General features: G+C 67.0%; 19 protein-coding genes. 13 read left to right on the forward strand and 6 right to left on the reverse strand.

Going from position 1 to position 16,104, the window contains the following annotated elements; genetic code table 11:
* Positions 1 to 577: 577 nt before the first annotated feature.
* Positions 578 to 1,021, reverse strand: coding sequence for a DUF3558 family protein (locus ATK36_RS26460; RefSeq protein WP_170069912.1), 444 nt, complete (start codon positions 1,019 to 1,021; stop codon positions 578 to 580).
* Between the two features lie 144 nt (positions 1,022 to 1,165).
* Positions 1,166 to 1,393, reverse strand: a complete 228-nt coding sequence (locus tag ATK36_RS26465; protein WP_098513960.1) for a hypothetical protein — start codon at positions 1,391 to 1,393, stop codon at positions 1,166 to 1,168.
* A gap of 1,548 nt (positions 1,394 to 2,941) precedes the next feature.
* Here ATK36_RS26465 and ATK36_RS26485 point away from each other — a divergent pair.
* The 13 genes from ATK36_RS26485 (at position 2,942) to ATK36_RS26545 (ending at position 13,306) form a co-directional block, all read left to right on the forward strand.
* Positions 2,942 to 3,424: a hypothetical protein gene (locus ATK36_RS26485; protein ID WP_098515194.1), complete on the forward strand. Its 483-nt coding sequence runs from the start codon at positions 2,942 to 2,944 to the stop codon at positions 3,422 to 3,424.
* Positions 3,425 to 3,426: 2 nt separating this feature from the next.
* Positions 3,427 to 4,137 carry a 7-cyano-7-deazaguanine synthase QueC gene (queC, locus tag ATK36_RS26490; RefSeq protein ID WP_098513964.1) on the forward strand — a complete coding sequence of 237 codons (711 nt, stop codon included), beginning with the start codon at positions 3,427 to 3,429 and terminating at the stop codon, positions 4,135 to 4,137.
* 295 nt (positions 4,138 to 4,432) lie between these two features.
* The gene (locus tag ATK36_RS26495; RefSeq protein WP_245915189.1) at positions 4,433 to 5,131 is read left to right on the forward strand and encodes a reverse transcriptase family protein; all 699 of its coding nucleotides are present in this window, start codon (positions 4,433 to 4,435) and stop codon (positions 5,129 to 5,131) included.
* A gap of 3 nt (positions 5,132 to 5,134) precedes the next feature.
* On the forward strand, positions 5,135 to 5,692 hold the full coding sequence (locus tag ATK36_RS26500; RefSeq protein ID WP_098513965.1) for a formylglycine-generating enzyme family protein: 558 nt from the start codon (positions 5,135 to 5,137) through the stop codon (positions 5,690 to 5,692).
* Positions 5,689 to 6,177, forward strand: a complete 489-nt coding sequence (locus ATK36_RS34475) for a DUF6884 domain-containing protein (protein WP_098513966.1) — start codon at positions 5,689 to 5,691, stop codon at positions 6,175 to 6,177. The genes ATK36_RS26500 and ATK36_RS34475 overlap by 4 nt, the downstream gene beginning before the upstream one ends.
* A 101-nt stretch (positions 6,178 to 6,278) precedes the next feature.
* The gene (locus ATK36_RS26510) at positions 6,279 to 7,214 is read left to right on the forward strand and encodes a glycosyltransferase family 2 protein (protein ID WP_245915194.1); all 936 of its coding nucleotides are present in this window, start codon (positions 6,279 to 6,281) and stop codon (positions 7,212 to 7,214) included.
* 62 nt (positions 7,215 to 7,276) lie between these two features.
* Positions 7,277 to 7,591 (forward strand): hypothetical protein, encoded by a 315-nt coding sequence (locus ATK36_RS26515; protein WP_098513968.1) that lies wholly within the window; start codon positions 7,277 to 7,279, stop codon positions 7,589 to 7,591.
* 176 nt (positions 7,592 to 7,767) lie between these two features.
* On the forward strand, positions 7,768 to 8,556 hold the full coding sequence (locus tag ATK36_RS26520; protein WP_245915197.1) for a radical SAM protein: 789 nt from the start codon (positions 7,768 to 7,770) through the stop codon (positions 8,554 to 8,556).
* Between the two features lie 98 nt (positions 8,557 to 8,654).
* Positions 8,655 to 9,218 (forward strand): phosphoribosyltransferase, encoded by a 564-nt coding sequence (locus ATK36_RS26525; RefSeq protein WP_098513970.1) that lies wholly within the window; start codon positions 8,655 to 8,657, stop codon positions 9,216 to 9,218.
* Positions 9,211 to 10,332 carry a glycosyltransferase family 4 protein gene (locus tag ATK36_RS26530; RefSeq protein WP_098513971.1) on the forward strand — a complete coding sequence of 374 codons (1,122 nt, stop codon included), beginning with the start codon at positions 9,211 to 9,213 and terminating at the stop codon, positions 10,330 to 10,332. The genes ATK36_RS26525 and ATK36_RS26530 overlap by 8 nt, the downstream gene beginning before the upstream one ends.
* Positions 10,332 to 11,189 (forward strand): 5'-3' exonuclease, encoded by an 858-nt coding sequence (locus ATK36_RS26535; RefSeq protein ID WP_245915199.1) that lies wholly within the window; start codon positions 10,332 to 10,334, stop codon positions 11,187 to 11,189. The genes ATK36_RS26530 and ATK36_RS26535 overlap by 1 nt, the downstream gene beginning before the upstream one ends.
* Positions 11,190 to 11,218: 29 nt before the next feature.
* Positions 11,219 to 11,818, forward strand: a complete 600-nt coding sequence (locus tag ATK36_RS26540) for a PIG-L deacetylase family protein (protein ID WP_245915205.1) — start codon at positions 11,219 to 11,221, stop codon at positions 11,816 to 11,818.
* Between the two features lie 96 nt (positions 11,819 to 11,914).
* Positions 11,915 to 13,306, forward strand: coding sequence for a helix-turn-helix transcriptional regulator (locus tag ATK36_RS26545; RefSeq protein WP_098513974.1), 1,392 nt, complete (start codon positions 11,915 to 11,917; stop codon positions 13,304 to 13,306).
* 84 nt (positions 13,307 to 13,390) lie between these two features.
* On the opposite strand, the gene ATK36_RS26550 is transcribed toward ATK36_RS26545, so the two are convergent.
* From ATK36_RS26550 to ATK36_RS26565, 4 genes are all read right to left on the reverse strand, one after another.
* The gene (locus ATK36_RS26550; protein WP_098513975.1) at positions 13,391 to 13,939 is read right to left on the reverse strand and encodes a flavoprotein; all 549 of its coding nucleotides are present in this window, start codon (positions 13,937 to 13,939) and stop codon (positions 13,391 to 13,393) included.
* The gene (locus ATK36_RS26555; RefSeq protein ID WP_098515196.1) at positions 13,936 to 15,180 is read right to left on the reverse strand and encodes a helix-turn-helix domain-containing protein; all 1,245 of its coding nucleotides are present in this window, start codon (positions 15,178 to 15,180) and stop codon (positions 13,936 to 13,938) included. The genes ATK36_RS26550 and ATK36_RS26555 overlap by 4 nt, the downstream gene beginning before the upstream one ends.
* Positions 15,181 to 15,268: 88 nt before the next feature.
* Complete coding sequence (locus tag ATK36_RS26560) at positions 15,269 to 15,742, reverse strand: NUDIX domain-containing protein (RefSeq protein ID WP_245915206.1); 474 nt, start codon at positions 15,740 to 15,742, stop codon at positions 15,269 to 15,271.
* On the reverse strand, positions 15,735 to 16,094 hold the full coding sequence (locus ATK36_RS26565) for a hypothetical protein (RefSeq protein WP_098515197.1): 360 nt from the start codon (positions 16,092 to 16,094) through the stop codon (positions 15,735 to 15,737). Before ATK36_RS26565 ends, ATK36_RS26560 begins: the two co-directional genes overlap by 8 nt.
* Between the last annotated feature and the right edge of the window lie 10 nt (positions 16,095 to 16,104).

Raw genomic sequence — 16,104 nt, forward strand, 5'->3', positions numbered from 1 at the left:
CGCCGGGCACGCGCACAGGCGTGGGGTCTCTGCTGCTCATCGACCGGTTCCGCCGCAGCCGTCATCGAGCAACGACCACGGATATCACCGATCGCGCCTGCGTCAGAACTCACTGTGTTCACAGGGCGCCACTGTAGGGCAGGGGTCCGACAATCTTGCGTCCCGATGAATCCTCGACGCTTTCGCAACGCTGTAGGTGGCGGCCTTGATGGGAGTCGGCGATCGTGACCAGCCGCGACTGGGATCAAGAAAGCCCACCGCTGCAGGGTCGGTGGCCGTGGTTCTCGCTGCGCAGCCGGACTCTGTTGATCCGTGGAGGCACGGTGTCCTTCCTCAAGTCGAGCGCCGGCGCGGTGCGTCCACGGTCGTGAAGGCGGCTGACGGTGTCACCGCGAAGCACGTCGTGGTGAAGCTCATCCCGCGTGCGGGCGCGGACAAGACGAACCGGGTGTTCTTCCGGCGCGAAGTCGACGCTCTTTCGCGGCTGAGCCATCCGAGCATCGTCTCGCTGCTCGACCACGGCGAGGACGACGATGAAGATGCGTTCTACCCGGTTTTCCCGTGGTTGGAACAAGGGCTACGCGATGTGCTGCCGCCGGCCGAGGGAGGGGAGGGTGGGCACCGGACCTGCGTTGACATGATCGCATGCGGTGTGGTCAGTTCTTCTCTTCAGCGTGGTGAGGACGTCGTTGGCGACGTCGGCCGCGAGCGGGCATGGGTCTATCTTGCCCATCTTGCTCGTTCGGGGTGCGACATCGACCAGAAACGACAGCCGATCCGTGACGCCGACCAGCACATCGCAGGTGTTGGGGGTCGATCCCGGCTGAGTGGCGTAGGCGACGGCCGGAAAACCTTGGATCGGTGGCAGCACGTCCCAGCGCTTCATCTGCGGCTTGACGTTGGTGTAGGCGTTGCTGAGACCTTTGTTGCGCGCGGGGTAGTAGGAGACTCCTATGGAAGCGGTGGTTTCGGCGTTGGTCCACGAGCAGCTCGGAACCGGACAGCACCCGCCCGGCCTCATCGCGGATGAGTACGCCCGCGGCCACGTTCTTGCAAGGCAGCCAGGCGGCGATGCCGGGATTGAACTCCACCTCGGGTTTGCCCTCATCGCGCAGGTCATGCGCGAACACCGCACGGTCGCTGCAGTGGTTCGGCTGCTTGTCGCTCAAGGCTCCTCGCTCGGTAGGAGCGTGGCCACCGTCTCAGTCAGCTCGCGCACCGGCCGCAGCTGCCGGTGGCCATGGAGCTGGCCGAGCAGGTCGTGGACGATGCGGTGCGAGTGCTTCGATTCGGCAGCCGCAGCGGCTTCGGCCGCCTTGGGTGTCATAGTGTGCGCACTGTCCACCGCGTTCTCCGGCAGCGCCGCTTTGACGAGCTGGCCGGCGGCGAACACCCGTCGCCTGTTTTGCTGGCGAACGCCCTTTGTGTTCGGCGGGAAGCATCGCCCACTGCGGGATGGCGTGAGGAGCATTTGCTCACGCTTCCGAACGCGACCGATCAATTGTTCCTCCTGGGGGTGCCGTGGCATCCGCGGATGCGCCGTCGAGAAGCCTGGTTGCACGGTTCCAACCCGCTTCACCCGTCGGGTATTGGAGTGGTTAGGTCCGCGTTTGTGCAGTTCATCGGGGGTGACGCTCCATCTGCGCCCTATCGCCGCCGCATAGCCGCTCTGGTCCGATCCCCGTGGCGATCGTTTAGTAGGTCGGTGTTCGCAGCCGTGACCATCAAACAGTTGGAACCGGCCACGGGCATCGCCTGGCAGGCGCATCGAATGGTCGCCGGGTGCTGATTCGCTGTCCGCTTCTAGCGTCCTGGGTGGACGGAATAACTCAACAGGCCGAATAGGGACTCGCTGACTATTGGAGTGGATGATGCTCTCCCAGCGATTCGCGACGCCCTGCGCGCCGCGATGCCCACAGACTCAGCTCGCTGTGCCGTGCTTGTTCGTGCAGCCGATGTGTCGACGGGAATGGAATAGCGACACCGCGCGAGGCGGTGCCGCATGACGGACACCGGATCCTGGTCCATCGCGTGCCGGGATGTCGTCGGTCGCGAGCGGGCCTTGCGTGTTGTCGTGCGTGGCTCGGAGGTCGCGGTCTTCGACCACGCCACCACCGCCCAATTCCGCTCTGCGGTCATGCAAGCGATTGAGGCGGCGACCACACCCGCGCGAAGCGCTTCTGGACCCACGACAACCGGCTTGGCGAGCACGGCGGAGCAAAACAACGGCGGTCTTCGCCCAACCGCTGAGCAGTGCCCTGCTCCGTCGCCATATCGCGGCGGGACCACGATCCCGATGCGTGGTCCCGCCGCGATCCCCGTAACCGGGGGTGAGCTCGGATGATCACGGCTGGCGCCCTGCTTGTCTGTTGCCTGCTGCGGTTGGCATCGCGAAGTATGCAGCAGCCCGCATCCGAGTACGACGGTTCGCACCGCCGCGCGCCACGCCAGCCGCCCAACCGGGTCTTGCGGCACGCGATCGCGACTGCTGGAACGCGCGGCCTCGGCTTGATCAGAAAGACCGAAGGCTCATGAGGCGGTCAGGTCAGACCGTGCCCGCCGCGATCTTGCTCCGTCGCCTGGGGTGGTACCACCGCAGAGTCGACTGTCGTGACGGCGACGGCCATCGATCCGCTCTGCACCTGCGGCGGCTGACTCCTTCGGACGTCGAGATCGAGTTGCCCGGCGGACGGCTCGCCCGGCTGACCAACGCCGAGGCCGGGAGACTCCGGGCAGCTTTGCGTGAGGTGCTCTTCGCCGAGCACTCGCCGCACCGAGCGGGGGCCGTTTAACCGAATGTGACGGCTCGGCCGGAGTTCTCGCCATGCCTTCGGACGGCCGCGCGCCCTCGCACCACCGACTGCGGCTGGGCGGAAGTGGTTCCACGACGCCTTCCGTTCAGCCGTCACCAGCACTCATGTCTTTAGAGGAGGACCTGCTCATGATCGCTGTCATCGACGACCACCACACCCAGGCCATACAGCAATCCGATCAACCCGTACGGGACCGCAGCGACGGGTTCGTGTGGCCAACCACCATCGACAGCGCCACTGGCAACGTCCACCTTCCGCTCGGCGAGAGTATCGACGCGCTCATCATGCACGCCGGATTTGCCGGGGAGGTCAACAACTTTCTTGCGCGGCACATGTTGCGTACCCCCGTCATTGTGGTTCCTGGTGATCCTGACGACTGGATCTTCCTCACTCAGCCACGGACCACGATGCGGCAGTCGTCATGGGACGACTTGATCCGCATCGGCGTTGGGTGGAAACGACGCGGCGACACCATCTTGCTTCCTGCTGTGTGCCACGTAGAGAACGGCGTGCGGTGGCTTCAACGGCCGCAGCCAAATATGACCCTCCCGCCGTGGACTGCGGTGGCCGGCGCTGCGCGCTTGACGTCCTCGTTGCGCGGGAGGCGGTGAAGATGCCGATCGGCACCCCTGCCCACCGGCATCCGCGCCACGCCATCGTGATCGCTTCCGGCGGGCTGGACTCCACCGTGCTGGCGTACTGGCTGGCAGCGCGCGGAGCGAAGCTGACGTTGTTGTCCTTCGACTACGGCCAACGGCATCGGGTTGAACTGGAGCACGCGGCCGACATCGCAAGCCTGCTTGGCTGTCCACAGAAGACCATTGAGCTCGCGACGCTCGGGCGGCTGCTGGCTGGCTCGGCCCTGACCGACACCGTCGTGCCGGTGCCCGATGGTCATTACACCGACGAGTCGATGCGTGCCACGATCGTTCCGAATCGGAACGCGATCATACTCGACATCGCGGTCGCAGTGGCGATTGTCAGCAAGGCCGATGTCGTGGCGTTCGGTGCGCACGCTGGTGATCACGCTATTTATCCAGACTGTCGACCGGAGTTCGTCGAACGGTTCACCCGGACGGTTCGTGCTGCGAACGAGGGCCTGCTGGCCAGCGATTTCGAGGTCCTCGCCCCGTTTCTCGCTCACAGCAAGACCGACATCGTCCGGATCGGTGCGGCGCTCGGAGTTCCCTTTGAACGGACGTGGTCCTGCTACCGGGGCCAGGCAATGCACTGCGGGACATGCGGAACCTGCATCGAGCGCAAGGAGGCTTTCGAGAGCAACGGCCTCCCCGACCCCACCACTTATCGCAATGCGTGTGCGTGAGGAGATGGCCATGAAAACAGGGGAAGAACTCGGTTTACCGGCCGGGCTTGGGCGGGGCCGTCGTTCCCCGCGCCACGGTTCGCGCGTGTCGGGTTGCGAACCAGTGCAGCGTGGCGAAGGGATCGTTCCTGCCGCCCAAGCACCGAGCACGGTAGCGCAGCGGGCCGGGATTGCGCCAGTGCCCTTCGCCTCCGGACTGCAATCGCACTCGCTGATGCCGCTGTTGTCCGAACCGCGCCTGCGACGTGCGTTGCGACAGTGCGGCCAGCGAGCGTCAGCACCCGGTGCCGACGGCATGACCTGGGGCGACCTCCGCCGCGAAGCACAAACGGTGCTACCGCAACTCGCCATAGAACTCGCTGAGGGAACCTGGCAACCGGGACCGGTCCGCGACGTGCCGCTTTCCACTTATACTGGTAAACAGATTCACGCCTTCGTTCCCACCGTGCGGGACCGGCTGGTGCACCGTGCGCTCCGCAACGCCATCGAACCGATACTGGAGGCGCGCGCCTTCCGCGGCTGGGTCTCAGGGTTCCGTCCGCGCCGCAATCGCATCACCTCCCTCCGTCAGGCAGCCATGTATCACCAGGCCGGTTTCCGGTGGGCAGCCGATCTCGACGTCGCCTCGGTGTCGGCAGGCGCGATAGTCGACGAAGTCATCGACTGGCACGCCGAACACATTCACGACGGCGCTCTTCTGGCCCGTTTGCGCACGGCGCTCGCCGCGATGCCGAGCCCGATCGCGCCGGGCTCCGGCCTCGCACCCATGTTGATCAACCTCCGACTGTCTCAAGTGGACAAGAGGGTCTCTGGGCTCCGTGTCGTGCGCTTCGCCGACAATTACGTTGCTTTCGCCGGAGCCCGCGAGGAAGCGCACGAGGCGTTCTATGCGATCAGCGACGCGCTCCTCACGCTCCGGTTGTGTCCCAATGAGATCAAGAGCCGGATTCGCGAAGACGTGAATGTCGAAGACCTGTTCCTGATCGGCGGCTGAGGTATGAACCTGGAATGGATCGAGATCAACGGGGGAGTCTGCGCGTTCGGCGACGACGCGCGTCCCATCCGGGTCCCGACCTTGTTGTGGACGCGCACTCCGATTGCCTACGGCCACCTGCCAAGCGAGTATTCTGGCCTCGGGCAAAGGTTTCCCGTCGCCGGGATCAGTCACGCCGAGGCCGTCGAGATCGCCAGCCTGCTGGGCGGGCGGTTGCCTCGCTCGGTGGAGTGGGAATGGATGGCCGCCGGACCGAACCGTCGACGCTGGCCGTGGGGCAATGCACCGTGGCTGCCGACGCTTGGGAACCTACGTGACTCCGGGCACGGCACGGTCACCCCAGTCGGCACGCACCCCGATGGGGCGACGCCTGAACGCGTGCTCGACGTGGCCGGCAACGTGTGGGAATGGACCTCCAGTACCGCGATGAGCGACGGAGTCGTCATCCGCGGCGGTTCGTACGCCGCGCTGCCGCTGTATGCCCAGTGCACATTCCTCAACGCCGCGCCCGCTGAACTGCGCTCGCGCGGTATCGGCGTACGGGTGGTGCGCGAGCCATGACACTTCGGTCGCTGGCCCCACGGGTCGTGCCACCCGACCAGGGTTTGATCATTCTCAACTGCTCGCGGCGGAAGCTCGTGACGAGCGTTCCGGTCCCGGCGCTTCAGCTCTACCGGGGTGCGTGCATTCCGGGTGCGCGTGAGCACTTCGCTACTGATGCAGCTCGCCGAGCCCGCATCCGTATCCTTTCGGCCGCGCACGGCCTTCTGCACCCTGACGACGCAATCCACACGTACGACCGCAGGCTCGCGAGCAGGACCGATGCAGTGCGTCTGCACGAACGAACGGTCTCCGCGCAGCTGGACGCCGAGCTCGCCGAGACGCCGTCGTTGCGGCACATGCTGATCCTGGTCGAGCCGCTGTACCTGCTCGCCTTGCAGCGCGTGTTTGACCACCTCGACCGCGTCGAACAGATCGCGATCATCCCCGACCCCCGGGGATGGCAGGACGGGTTGATTCACCTGCGCCGGTGGGGGTGGGCGTGACCTCATTGCACGAGAATCTGCGGTCCCGCAGCAACTTTCACACCGGCAAAACCCGTAGCTGGGAAGCCACATCAGGGATCGGCTGGCATGAGCCCACGCCGTTGGACCTCTTTCCAGCTGCCGCGCGTTCTCTCTCGGTCGTCGTCCCGGCCCACAATGTCGGCTACTGCCTGCCGGCCGTGCTCGATGCCCTGGAAGGCCAGCACTGCCGGCACCGGTTCGAGGTCATCGTCATCGACGACGCCAGCACCGACGCCACAGCCGCTATCGCAGTCCGACACCCGATCGTCACCACTGTCCTGCGGCTCCCAGAACGCGTGGGTGGGGCCATCGCACGGAACCTCGGCACCGCGCTCGCCTGCGGGGAGACGGTGCTCTACCTCGATGCCGACATGGTCCTGCCCCCGCACGCGATCACCGACATCACCGCCCGTGCCACCGACACCACGGTGCTCGTGGGGTTCCGCCACAACCTGCCCTACTACCTGCACCAAGGCGGACGCGGCGTCCTGGCCGAGCATCCCCAACTCGGCGCAGACCATCGGGTCGTATGGCGGCCCCCGGTCGGCCGCCCGTTGCTCTACAGCGGCATCACGCTGACCGAGTGCTTCGATGGCCGTCCGCTGGACCACACGCGTGACTTCGTCGACCTCGGCTATGGCCGGCGCTATGTCGACTGGGACCTGCCCCGCATGGTCGTCACCTGCCTCGTCGCCGTGCCGCGCGCAGCGGTCCTTGACATCGGGGGGTTCGATCCCGAGTTCGGGCGGATCGGCTGGGGCATGGAAGACACCTACCTCGGTGCGTGCCTGATCGCGAGCGGGCTGCTAGTGATCCCGCTACGGCAGGTCGTCGGGTTCCACCTCGATCCACCGGACGCGGAACAGCAGTGGCAACGAAAGCTCGCGACCTGGCCCGGCACCCTCGCTCGCTACTGGGACCTGATGCGACGGCCCGCCCCGACCGGCCGCACCCACTCGTTCATCGCTGAGGTAAGCGAGCTGCTGCACACCTGCGAGGTGCTGCGACCCCACTAGCGCCAGAGACGGGCCCCTTGCATCGAAAGCCGCCACGACGACGAGAAAGAAGACACTGCCCGATGATCGACCCGATTTCCCTCGCGGTCGGCGCTGGCCTGCTCGCCACAGGGCTGCTGGCCGGCAAGCTGACCTGCCGCCGCGCACCCGCAGACACCACGCCGAAACCGGTCTGCGGCTGCTCGCACGGGCTCGAACAGCACGACGCCGACACCAAGGAATGCCACGGCCAGATCTTGCACAGGGACGCTCGGACCGAGTTCGGCGTGTGGATCGGCAACCAGTGGGTGTCCTGCACGTGCCGCCAGTATGTCGGCCCGAAGCCGTTCGAGGAGCTGTTCTCCCCGTCGTTGCTGCCACCGCAGGACAACCTGTGACCAGGCGATGTACCGCTACGACGCGGACTTTCACGGCGGGGGCATACGGGACCGAGCGCGTCGTCCATGACCCGCTCACTGGGCTGACCCACCGTGCCGGGACCGAAGTCGGCTCTGGCCGTATAAGGCTGCCCGACGCCGATGTTGCCTCCTGGCTCGAGATCCACCCGGCGGCCGTGCATGCCGACGAGCCGATCAGCGTGTGCTGGTCGCCCCTGGTGCGTTGCGACCTCACCTGCCCTCACTGCCTGGACGACAAGTCCGTGTCCGAACTGGCGCGGTCCGACCGTCGTCGCATCGCGCACCTGCTCGCCGAGTCCGCGGTCCTGGGCGTGGACATCTCCGGCGGCGAACCACTGCTGCTGCGCGAATTGCCCGAGCTGATCGACATCCTCGTCGCGGGCGGCAGCGCGGTCAGCGTCACGACCAACGGCACCCACCTGGCACGCCGCGTCGAAGCCCTAGCGTCCCGCGTGGACGCCGTCCGGGTCAGCCTGGACGGCCCGGACGCCGAACGCCACGACCACTGGCGCGGCACGGGCAGCTTCGATCACGCCATCGCCGGAATCCGCGCGGCGGTTGCCCACGGCATCCCCACCCAGATCCAGACCGTCCTGCTGCGGTCCACCGCAGAAGCCAGCGTCCGGCCGATGATCGAGTTGGCCGCCGCGCTTGGCTTGCACGGGGTGACCTTCCTTCAAATGCTCCTCATCGGGGAAGGCGCCCGGCTGGCCGGCGACGAGCAGCTGACCGACGTCGAGGCCACCGACCTCCTCGCAGATCTGACCACCAGCTCGCCCGTGCCGGTACGGCTGCGCACCCGTGAAGCAGCCGGGGGGTTCACCGTGATCCGAGCGGACGGCCAGGTATGGCGTAATCAGCCGGGCGCGCACTCCATCACCTCCCTACGCCCACTGCGTGGAGTCATCGACCTCGCACTGACTGCCCGAGACGGCTCGGCATGAGTGGGTTCGTCAAACCGGCCAGGAGGACCGCGGGTACGCACAGCACCCGCAGTCACCTCGGCGAGGCAACCCCTTGCCCTCCAGGAGCGGAAGCACGAATGACGGCCGGACGCCGCGTCTTCGAGCACCACCAGATCTGGCGCGTGAACCCTGACTCTCTCCGGGAGGCCACTACGCTGCTGGCCGGCGCGATCCTGCGCGATCATCAAGCGGTTCAGCACGTCATCGGCATCGCCCATGGCGGTGTCGCGCCTGCCCGCATGATCGCCGCCGCTCTCGGGCTGAAAGCCCGCACCGTCCACGCCCGACACAACACCAGCGACACGGCCTACCAGCAAGCAACGGGCAAGGTGACCCTCGACCTCGACCCGCTGACCCGCACCCTGAACGGTCAACGGATGAAGGGCCGAGTGCTGGTGGTGGACGACATCTGTGGCAGCGGCGCCACCCTTCGCCATCTCCGACACGAGCTTGCACCCCTGCTCAGCCCGAGCGCGCAGTTGCTGACCGCAGTCCTGTGCCTCAACGCCGGGGCGGCCCGGTCGCCGGACTACTCGGTCTGGACCGTCTCGGACTGGGTGGTCTTCCCCTGGGAGAAGCCGCCCGCCGACCAGGACACCAATCCGCTGCCGCTCCCAGAGAAGGTCGATCGCCATGTCTAGCCTGGATCCGTTGACCTTCGCGTTCGTCCTGGTCTCCTACACGGCGAACGCGCCGGCCGGGATCGAGCGCGCCACCGCCGCCCTCGCGCACGGACTGCGCCAGCTCGGTCACCGCACCCTCATCCTGACCGCCGCCCCGACCGATACCCCGGACGACGGCGTGATGAAGATCTGCTCAGTGGGCGTCGACTTCCCCTGTGACGACGATGAACTGCGCGACGCGATCAGCACCCATGGGCAGGACGCACTGCTCGCCGCCGAACTGTGCGAGTTGTACCGCGAGCACCGGGTCGACATCGCTGTCTACACCGACGGCTTGTGGGGCCTCGGCAGAGCCGCGCCGGTCAGCCGCGCGCGCTCGGTACTGGCCATGCACGTCGTCGGGCACGACCAAGACCTCCAACCCGCCCTGGACCGCGCCGACCTGGTGATCGCGCCTTCCCAGACGGTGCTCGACCAAGCACACGATCGCGACTACGACACCGACTGCTGGCAGATCGTGCCCAACGCCCTGCTCTACGACCACGAGCCGCCACCCGGCTCACGACGGGAAGCGCTGCGACGGCACGGCCCCCTCCGGATCCTGGCCCGGCTCGGGCCGGAGAAGAACATTCGAGCCCTGCTGGACGCCGGACGACTGGTTGACCGGACGATCGAGGTGATCGTCGGCGAGGCCGGATTCGAGGACGCATCCGGCGGCCAGGCGGCTGAACTGGATAAGTGTCGCTACTCCGCAGCCCATCTCAAGCTCGGCACCATCCACGGCAGCGGCCTTACCTGGGACCAGGTGCCGTCCTGGCTCGCGCAGGCCGCGGTGGTGATCGTGCCCTCGCTGCGCGAGACCATCGGGCTGGTCGCGCTCGAGGCGATGAGCGTCGGCACCCCCGTCGTCGCCTTCGACGTAGGCAACCTTCCCGCCCTAGTCGGCACTGGCGACGGGGCCGGTGGGGTGATCGTCCCCCGATCTTGGGGCGAGCACGGCCTGTGGCGCGCCGCCGAGCATCTACTCGAAGACCCGCTAGGCTACGCCGAACGATCCAGGGCTGCGTACTACCGCTCGCGGGACTATCTGCCCACCACAGTCGCCGAGACATTCGTAAAGGCGGTGCGGTGATGCCTGCTGGCGTCCCTTTGCTCCTGGTTGACGGTCACAACCTCCTCTGGCGCGCGGCGTTCGGGTTCCCCGCCGCGATCCTCTCCCGCGACAAGACCCGCGACCTGACCGCCGAGTTCGGGTTCTTCGCCCTGCTCAGGGTCGCGATCCGCGAGGAGATGCCGGAGCCGCCGGAGGTGCTGGTCGTGTTCGACGGCGAGCACGGCGCCGCCGACCGCAAGGACAGCGATGCTGACTACAAGGCCAACCGCGTCCTCGACGAGGCCGCGCTCAAACCCTTGCGCGCGATCCCGCACGTCCAGCGAGCACTGACCGACTACGGCATCGCCTGGATCGAGATCGACACCGCCGAAGCCGACGATGTGATCGCCACCCTCGTCACCGCCACCCGCAATCGAACCCCCGAGCGGCACGTGCGGATCATGTCCGGCGACCGCGACTTCTACCAACTCGTCGACGACCGGGTCCACGCGCTCAACACCGTGATGAAGCGCGGCCGACGGCACATCGGCCCGGCCGAGGTCGTCGACCGCTACGGCGTCACACCGGACCAGTGGCCCGACTTCTGCGCGCTGAAGGGCGACACCGCCGACAACATCCCAGGGGTGAAGGGAATCGGTGAAGGCACGGCCGCCAAGCTCCTGGCCGGCGGGTTGCGCCTCGACCAGCTTGCCGCCTCCGGACGGCTGACCGGAGCGAAGAAGACCAAGGTCACCGACGCCTGGGAGCAGGTGCTCGCCTGGCGCGACCTCATCCGGATGCGCACCGGCCTCGACCTCCCACACCACCCGACCGGCCACCCCACGCGCGAGCTGCCCAAGCCGGCCGACGTCATCGAGAAACTCGGACTCTGGTGACCGCCTCGCCGTTCACCGCTCCAGCGTCCGTGCTGACCGTGATGGCACACCCCGACGACGCCGAACTCTGGGCGGGCGGAACCCTCGCCCGCTGTTCCGCCTCCGGGGCCGCCGTCACCATCGCGATCCCGCATCACCCCGAACCAGCGCGGGATGCCGAAGCAGCGGCCGGAGCGGCGATCCTGGGGGCCAAGCTGTACCAGTACGACCAACCCACCGTGACGGCCCTGGGCGAACTGCTGCTCGCCGTCCGACCCGAGATCGTCATCACTCACCCCATCCGCGACGTTCACCCCGATCACCGGAGCCTCGCTGAAACGCTCGTCGCCGCCCTGCCCGACGTCGTCATCGCCACCGGGTACCCACGCCGCGTCTACACCGCCGACACCTACAACAGCCTCACCGCCGACGGCCCCGTACCCGCACACACCACCATCGACATCACCGACACCTACGAGATCAAGAAGCGCGCGCTCGCGGCCCACACCTCGCAGCCGATCAGCGACCACTTCGGTCCCATGGCCGAGATCCTTGCCCGGTTATGGGGCTCCCGAATCGGCGTGCGCTACGCGGAGAACTTCGTACCGGTGCCCATCCTCGGTCGGCTCCCAGCGGCGTCGTCATTGTGACCAGGCTCCGATCAAGCGGAGCCGCGCGGCCCCTGTGACCTGCGCATACGTGAGATGTCGGTACGATGCGTCGGTGACTGACGGGGTGGTCTGCTGATGGGCGAGTCGGTGAGTCCGCTGGCCGCGTACCGCTTGGCGGCCGGCTTCACGCAGGAAAGCCTCGCCGAGCAACTGAGTATCGACCGCGGCACCATCGGCCGATGGGAACGGGGTACCCAAGCACCCCAGCCCTGGCAACGACCCGACCTCGCGACAAGTCTGCGGATCTCCCTCGCTGAACTCGACGACATCCTGCACCGGACGAAACGCCAGACCGGCTCCAGGTCTGCCACCCCGACGTCGAACAAGGCCGCTCCAGCGGACGTACGGCGCAGCCAGCAGGAATGGCTCCACGTGCGAAACGCGCCAGGGGTACGAGGCCGCGAGCTGTCCGAACTGGCCGCCTGGCTCTATCCGGAATCACAACGGGCACCCGGCGGCCACGTGCTCGCCGGCCCCGGCTGGCTGCTCGAGCAGCCAGTTCCCTTGGAATCGGTGCGGCTGGCGTGGTCGGACCAGCAGCGGCCGACTCGCCCACTGCGATCGTTGGAACACGTCCTGCCGCTGACCGACCGGGGCGAGCTGTACGCGGGTTACAGCCGAGCGGTGCGGGACCTCGTCCGCCCACGGCTGCTGGAGAACCGGCTGAGCTACCGGCTACTCGACCTGCAATCCGATCACGGACTGGCGCTGAGCTTCGGAACCACCACCTTCTTCGAGGTGTTCGACGTCAAGCAGGCCCTCGCACACGAGTTCAAGGCTGCGTGGCTGGCCTCGAACCACTCAGTGCCCGGCTGGAGCGCCCTTCCCTTGCGCGCGGCGATCGGTGATCCTTTCGACCCTCAGCGGCTGCTGATGTCGCCGGGTATCAGCACACTGACCATCCGGCGTGACCGGTCGGACGGTCAGCACAGGTTCGTGCTGCACGAGCGCGACGGCGGAAGAGTCGCGGACGGTGGCGGCCTGTGCCATGTGATGCCGGCCGGTGAATTCCAGCCCTCCTCGGTCGATCTGGCCGACGTGCGCAACGACTTCTCGTTGTGGCGCAACATCATGCGCGAGTTCTCCGAGGAGTTCCTCGGAAACCCCGAGCACGACGGCTCTACGTCCCGGCCGATCGACTACGCACATGAGGAGCCGTTCCGATCATTCGATCGAGCACGCGCCGAGGGTGGGCTTCGACTCTGGCACTACGGCCTGGCGATGGAGCCCCTGGAACTCGGGGCCGTCCAGATGACCGTGGCCGTGGTCGACGACGTGGTATTCGACCGGTTGTTCGCCGATCTCGTTGACACCAACGACGAGGGACGGGTGATCGGCCGCGGTGGACGAACCGACATGCCGTTCACAGCCGAGGCCATCGACCGGCTTGGCCCCCGGTTGTCAGCCAGTGCACTCACCTTGCTCCGCTTGGGCTGGCGTGATCGACAACAGCTACTGGATGACTGATGCTCCGATGATCTACATTGGACGGTCGATGACAGCGTGCGCGGTGAGAACGGAAAACCGAACCTTCGCAGCACAAGCGCCTCGCTACCTGTCCGCAACAGACTTTGTTGCGTCGCGCAGAGCTGCGACAATTTGCGACCAATCGAAGGTCGCCAGACCGTCCTCAGCGCGCCTGGTTATGGCGTCTGGATCGAGTAGCACCACGCCGGCGCTTGCAAGCCGGGCGATGCTGTCGGCGTAAGCAGGATGCTGGCGGAGTACCGGTTTGACACACGGGGCCGCGATGATCGGGACTCCGGCACCGAGCATCTCGTTGAGCACGCCCAGCGCGAGCGTGTCGCTGGTGCCAGATGCCCACTTGTTGATCGAGTTGAACGTCGCCGGGGCCGCCAGGACCGCTTCGGCTCGCGGGAGCGACTCTTCCTGCTGTCGGGGCGGTCGCGGGTGCACCCTTGTCAGGCATCCAGTGGTTGCGGCCAAGGCATCGAGGTCGATCCACGTCGCAGCAGTCGGTGTCGCGATCACACACACCGCCCAGCCGTCGGCGTACAGGGCGGGAATGAACTCCTCAAGCCGCAACACCGGCGGGGCAGCTGAGGTCACCAGGTACAGCCACCGCAGGTCGACGTTCACGCGGCGACTCCAGCGCGCAAGGCGAGACCGCGCAAGGCGAGACCGCGCAAGGCCGGCACGTCGCGGCGACGCTCGCGGGCGAGCAAGCCCTCTATCAACGAGCGAGCGTTCGGGTTGGCCCGGACCAGTTCGGGCGCCACCCGCTCGGTTTCCAGCAGATGGATCACCGCCTGCGGGTCTTCCGTGAGCTGCGCGTGCGCCCACGCGCTGTCCAGGTGGAACTGAGCCTGCCGTCCGTTCAGACCGACCGGCAACGCGGTGATGTCCAACTGCTCTGCCGTCGCAAGCGCACCTCGGGGATCATTCAGGGCGACCGCGACTGACGTGCGATGGATCAGCACGTTCGTCGGGCCGAATGCGGTCCACCCGATGTTGCCGTCAGCGCCGAGCCGCCGCGCCAGTGCGTCGGCGTGATCGAGTCGCTCGCCTGCTGCGGCAAAATCGTTGCGGCGCGCGGCGATGACCGCACTGATCAGGGTCAACGCGCCTCGCCAGGTCGCACACTGCGGGTCCTGGCCACGCAGCTCGGCAGCGGCCGAGACTGCTATCTGCTCAGCAATCTCGCCATTGTCCGCACGCAGCAGAGCGCACGCCCGCTGATATGCCGCAGCGGCGAGGCCAAAGGTGTCCTCGGCCGACTCGGCCGCCTCCCGAGCCCGCTCGGCTGCGGCCCAACCCTCCTCACCGTCGCCCGCCTTGGTCGCCAGCTTGGCCGCCACGATGGCCACACTGCACTGCAGCCCGAGCGCTTCTCGCCGTTTTCGCGCTGGCCCGTCGGCTACCAGGGCATCAACCGCCGCATTGACTTCAGGCAATCGCCGGGCAACGTCGCCATAGTGGGCGGCCTGATACTTCCGATGGAGATCTGCAACCCGCGCTGACGCGCTCGAGAGCGTCGTCCGATGACGCCGCAGTGGCTCCTCGCTGCGGGTGCCCAACATGTGGTCGGCGGCAATCACGCCAGTGAGAAGGGCCGCGTCCACCATGACCTCGCACCGCGTCGCCGAGGCGTGGCCAGTCGCAATCTTTGAGCCCGGCGGATTGAGCAGGATGTCCAGATCATCCAGGGACACCTTGAGCAACTTGGCTAGATCCGGACGCCTCCAGGGCTGCGGCGTCAGCGTTCCGCGTTCCCACCGCCCGGTTGTCGAGAGCTCCACCCCAAGCTCCTGGGCGAGGGTTTCCTGGGTGAAGCCGAGAGCCTCGCGCCGCGCTGCGAGGGCATCTCGTCGTATCGCCATGATCACTCCCAGATTCGCTAGCTCACCCACGCTACCCGGCGTTGATCGGACCTGATCAGCTGCCATGTCAACGACGAAAGGCAGACGTTCACGTCCGGACGTGCGACCCAGACGTCCATGAAAGCACCAGGGCGGGATGGCGCTTGGGACGATCTGTGCTTGTCCGTCCCGTCTCCCCGCCGAGTGGCGCGTCGCGGCTGATGACGGCTCCGTAGGACAGGCTCAGCGTTGGCGTCCAGGCGGCGCGGAAAGAGCGGACAGCGACAGCCGCTGGCACTGACAGCAGTTCGCCCAGCAGGCCAGTCTCCTCGAAGAGTTCACGGGCTGCTGCGGCTCGAGGCGTCTCGCCTGGCTCGACGGTTCCGCCAGGCGGTACCCTGCCTCGCACCCGGTGCCGCACGAGCAGCACGTGTCGGTGCTCCGGGTCGGTGACCCAGACTTCGGCCGCGAGTGGCTCCGACGCGGTCGAACGTGCGTGTAGCCATGCCTGAGCGTCGTCGTACTCGGTCTCGGCAAGGCGAGCATCGACGGCCGCAGCGTCGATGGTCGCCTGGTCAGGCATCGTGTTCGATGCGCTCGAAGATGTCGATGTCCGTCGCCTTCTGCCAGTCCGGCAAATCGTTCCAGTCCGCGACGTACGACGGCTTCGGCTCGGGGAAGTGCTTGAAGATCTGGCCGATCCAGCACAACGCCACAAAACGGCCTTTCTGGTCTGGGGTCATTTTGGTGGTGGCGCCGTCGGTGGCCTTGATGAAGGCGAGGACCTGGTCGTACACGGCGGTCGCGGCGTCGCGTTCCCAGTGGGGGGTCTGGTCCCACGGGGTGATGTAGCCAGGCTTCGGCTCACCGGGGTAGTGCTTGGTGACTCCGGCGATCCACGCCTCGCGGAACACGCGGCCACGGTCGTTGTGCATTCGGTCGTCC

This window comes from Amycolatopsis sulphurea (assembly GCF_002564045.1).
Classification (GTDB): Bacteria; Actinomycetota; Actinomycetes; order Mycobacteriales; family Pseudonocardiaceae; genus Amycolatopsis; species Amycolatopsis sulphurea.

Excerpts from the sequence above, each read along its gene's own strand:
- ATK36_RS26460 (WP_170069912.1), bottom strand. The coding sequence starts at position 1,021 with ATGAGGCCGGGCGGGTGCTGTCCGGTTCCGAGCTGCTCGTGGACCAAC.
- ATK36_RS26485 (WP_098515194.1), top strand. The coding sequence starts at position 2,942 with ATGATCGCTGTCATCGACGACCACCACACCCAGGCCATACAGCAATCC.
- queC (WP_098513964.1), top strand. The coding sequence starts at position 3,427 with ATGCCGATCGGCACCCCTGCCCACCGGCATCCGCGCCACGCCATCGTG.
- ATK36_RS26495 (WP_245915189.1), top strand. The coding sequence starts at position 4,433 with ATGACCTGGGGCGACCTCCGCCGCGAAGCACAAACGGTGCTACCGCAA.
- ATK36_RS26500 (WP_098513965.1), top strand. The coding sequence starts at position 5,135 with ATGAACCTGGAATGGATCGAGATCAACGGGGGAGTCTGCGCGTTCGGC.
- ATK36_RS34475 (WP_098513966.1), top strand. The coding sequence starts at position 5,689 with ATGACACTTCGGTCGCTGGCCCCACGGGTCGTGCCACCCGACCAGGGT.
- ATK36_RS26515 (WP_098513968.1), top strand. The coding sequence starts at position 7,277 with ATGATCGACCCGATTTCCCTCGCGGTCGGCGCTGGCCTGCTCGCCACA.
- ATK36_RS26525 (WP_098513970.1), top strand. The coding sequence starts at position 8,655 with ATGACGGCCGGACGCCGCGTCTTCGAGCACCACCAGATCTGGCGCGTG.
- ATK36_RS26530 (WP_098513971.1), top strand. The coding sequence starts at position 9,211 with ATGTCTAGCCTGGATCCGTTGACCTTCGCGTTCGTCCTGGTCTCCTAC.
- ATK36_RS26535 (WP_245915199.1), top strand. The coding sequence starts at position 10,332 with ATGCCTGCTGGCGTCCCTTTGCTCCTGGTTGACGGTCACAACCTCCTC.
- ATK36_RS26545 (WP_098513974.1), top strand. The coding sequence starts at position 11,915 with ATGGGCGAGTCGGTGAGTCCGCTGGCCGCGTACCGCTTGGCGGCCGGC.
- ATK36_RS26555 (WP_098515196.1), bottom strand. The coding sequence starts at position 15,180 with ATGGCGATACGACGAGATGCCCTCGCAGCGCGGCGCGAGGCTCTCGGC.
- ATK36_RS26560 (WP_245915206.1), bottom strand. The coding sequence starts at position 15,742 with ATGCCTGACCAGGCGACCATCGACGCTGCGGCCGTCGATGCTCGCCTT.
- ATK36_RS26565 (WP_098515197.1), bottom strand. The coding sequence starts at position 16,094 with ATGCACAACGACCGTGGCCGCGTGTTCCGCGAGGCGTGGATCGCCGGA.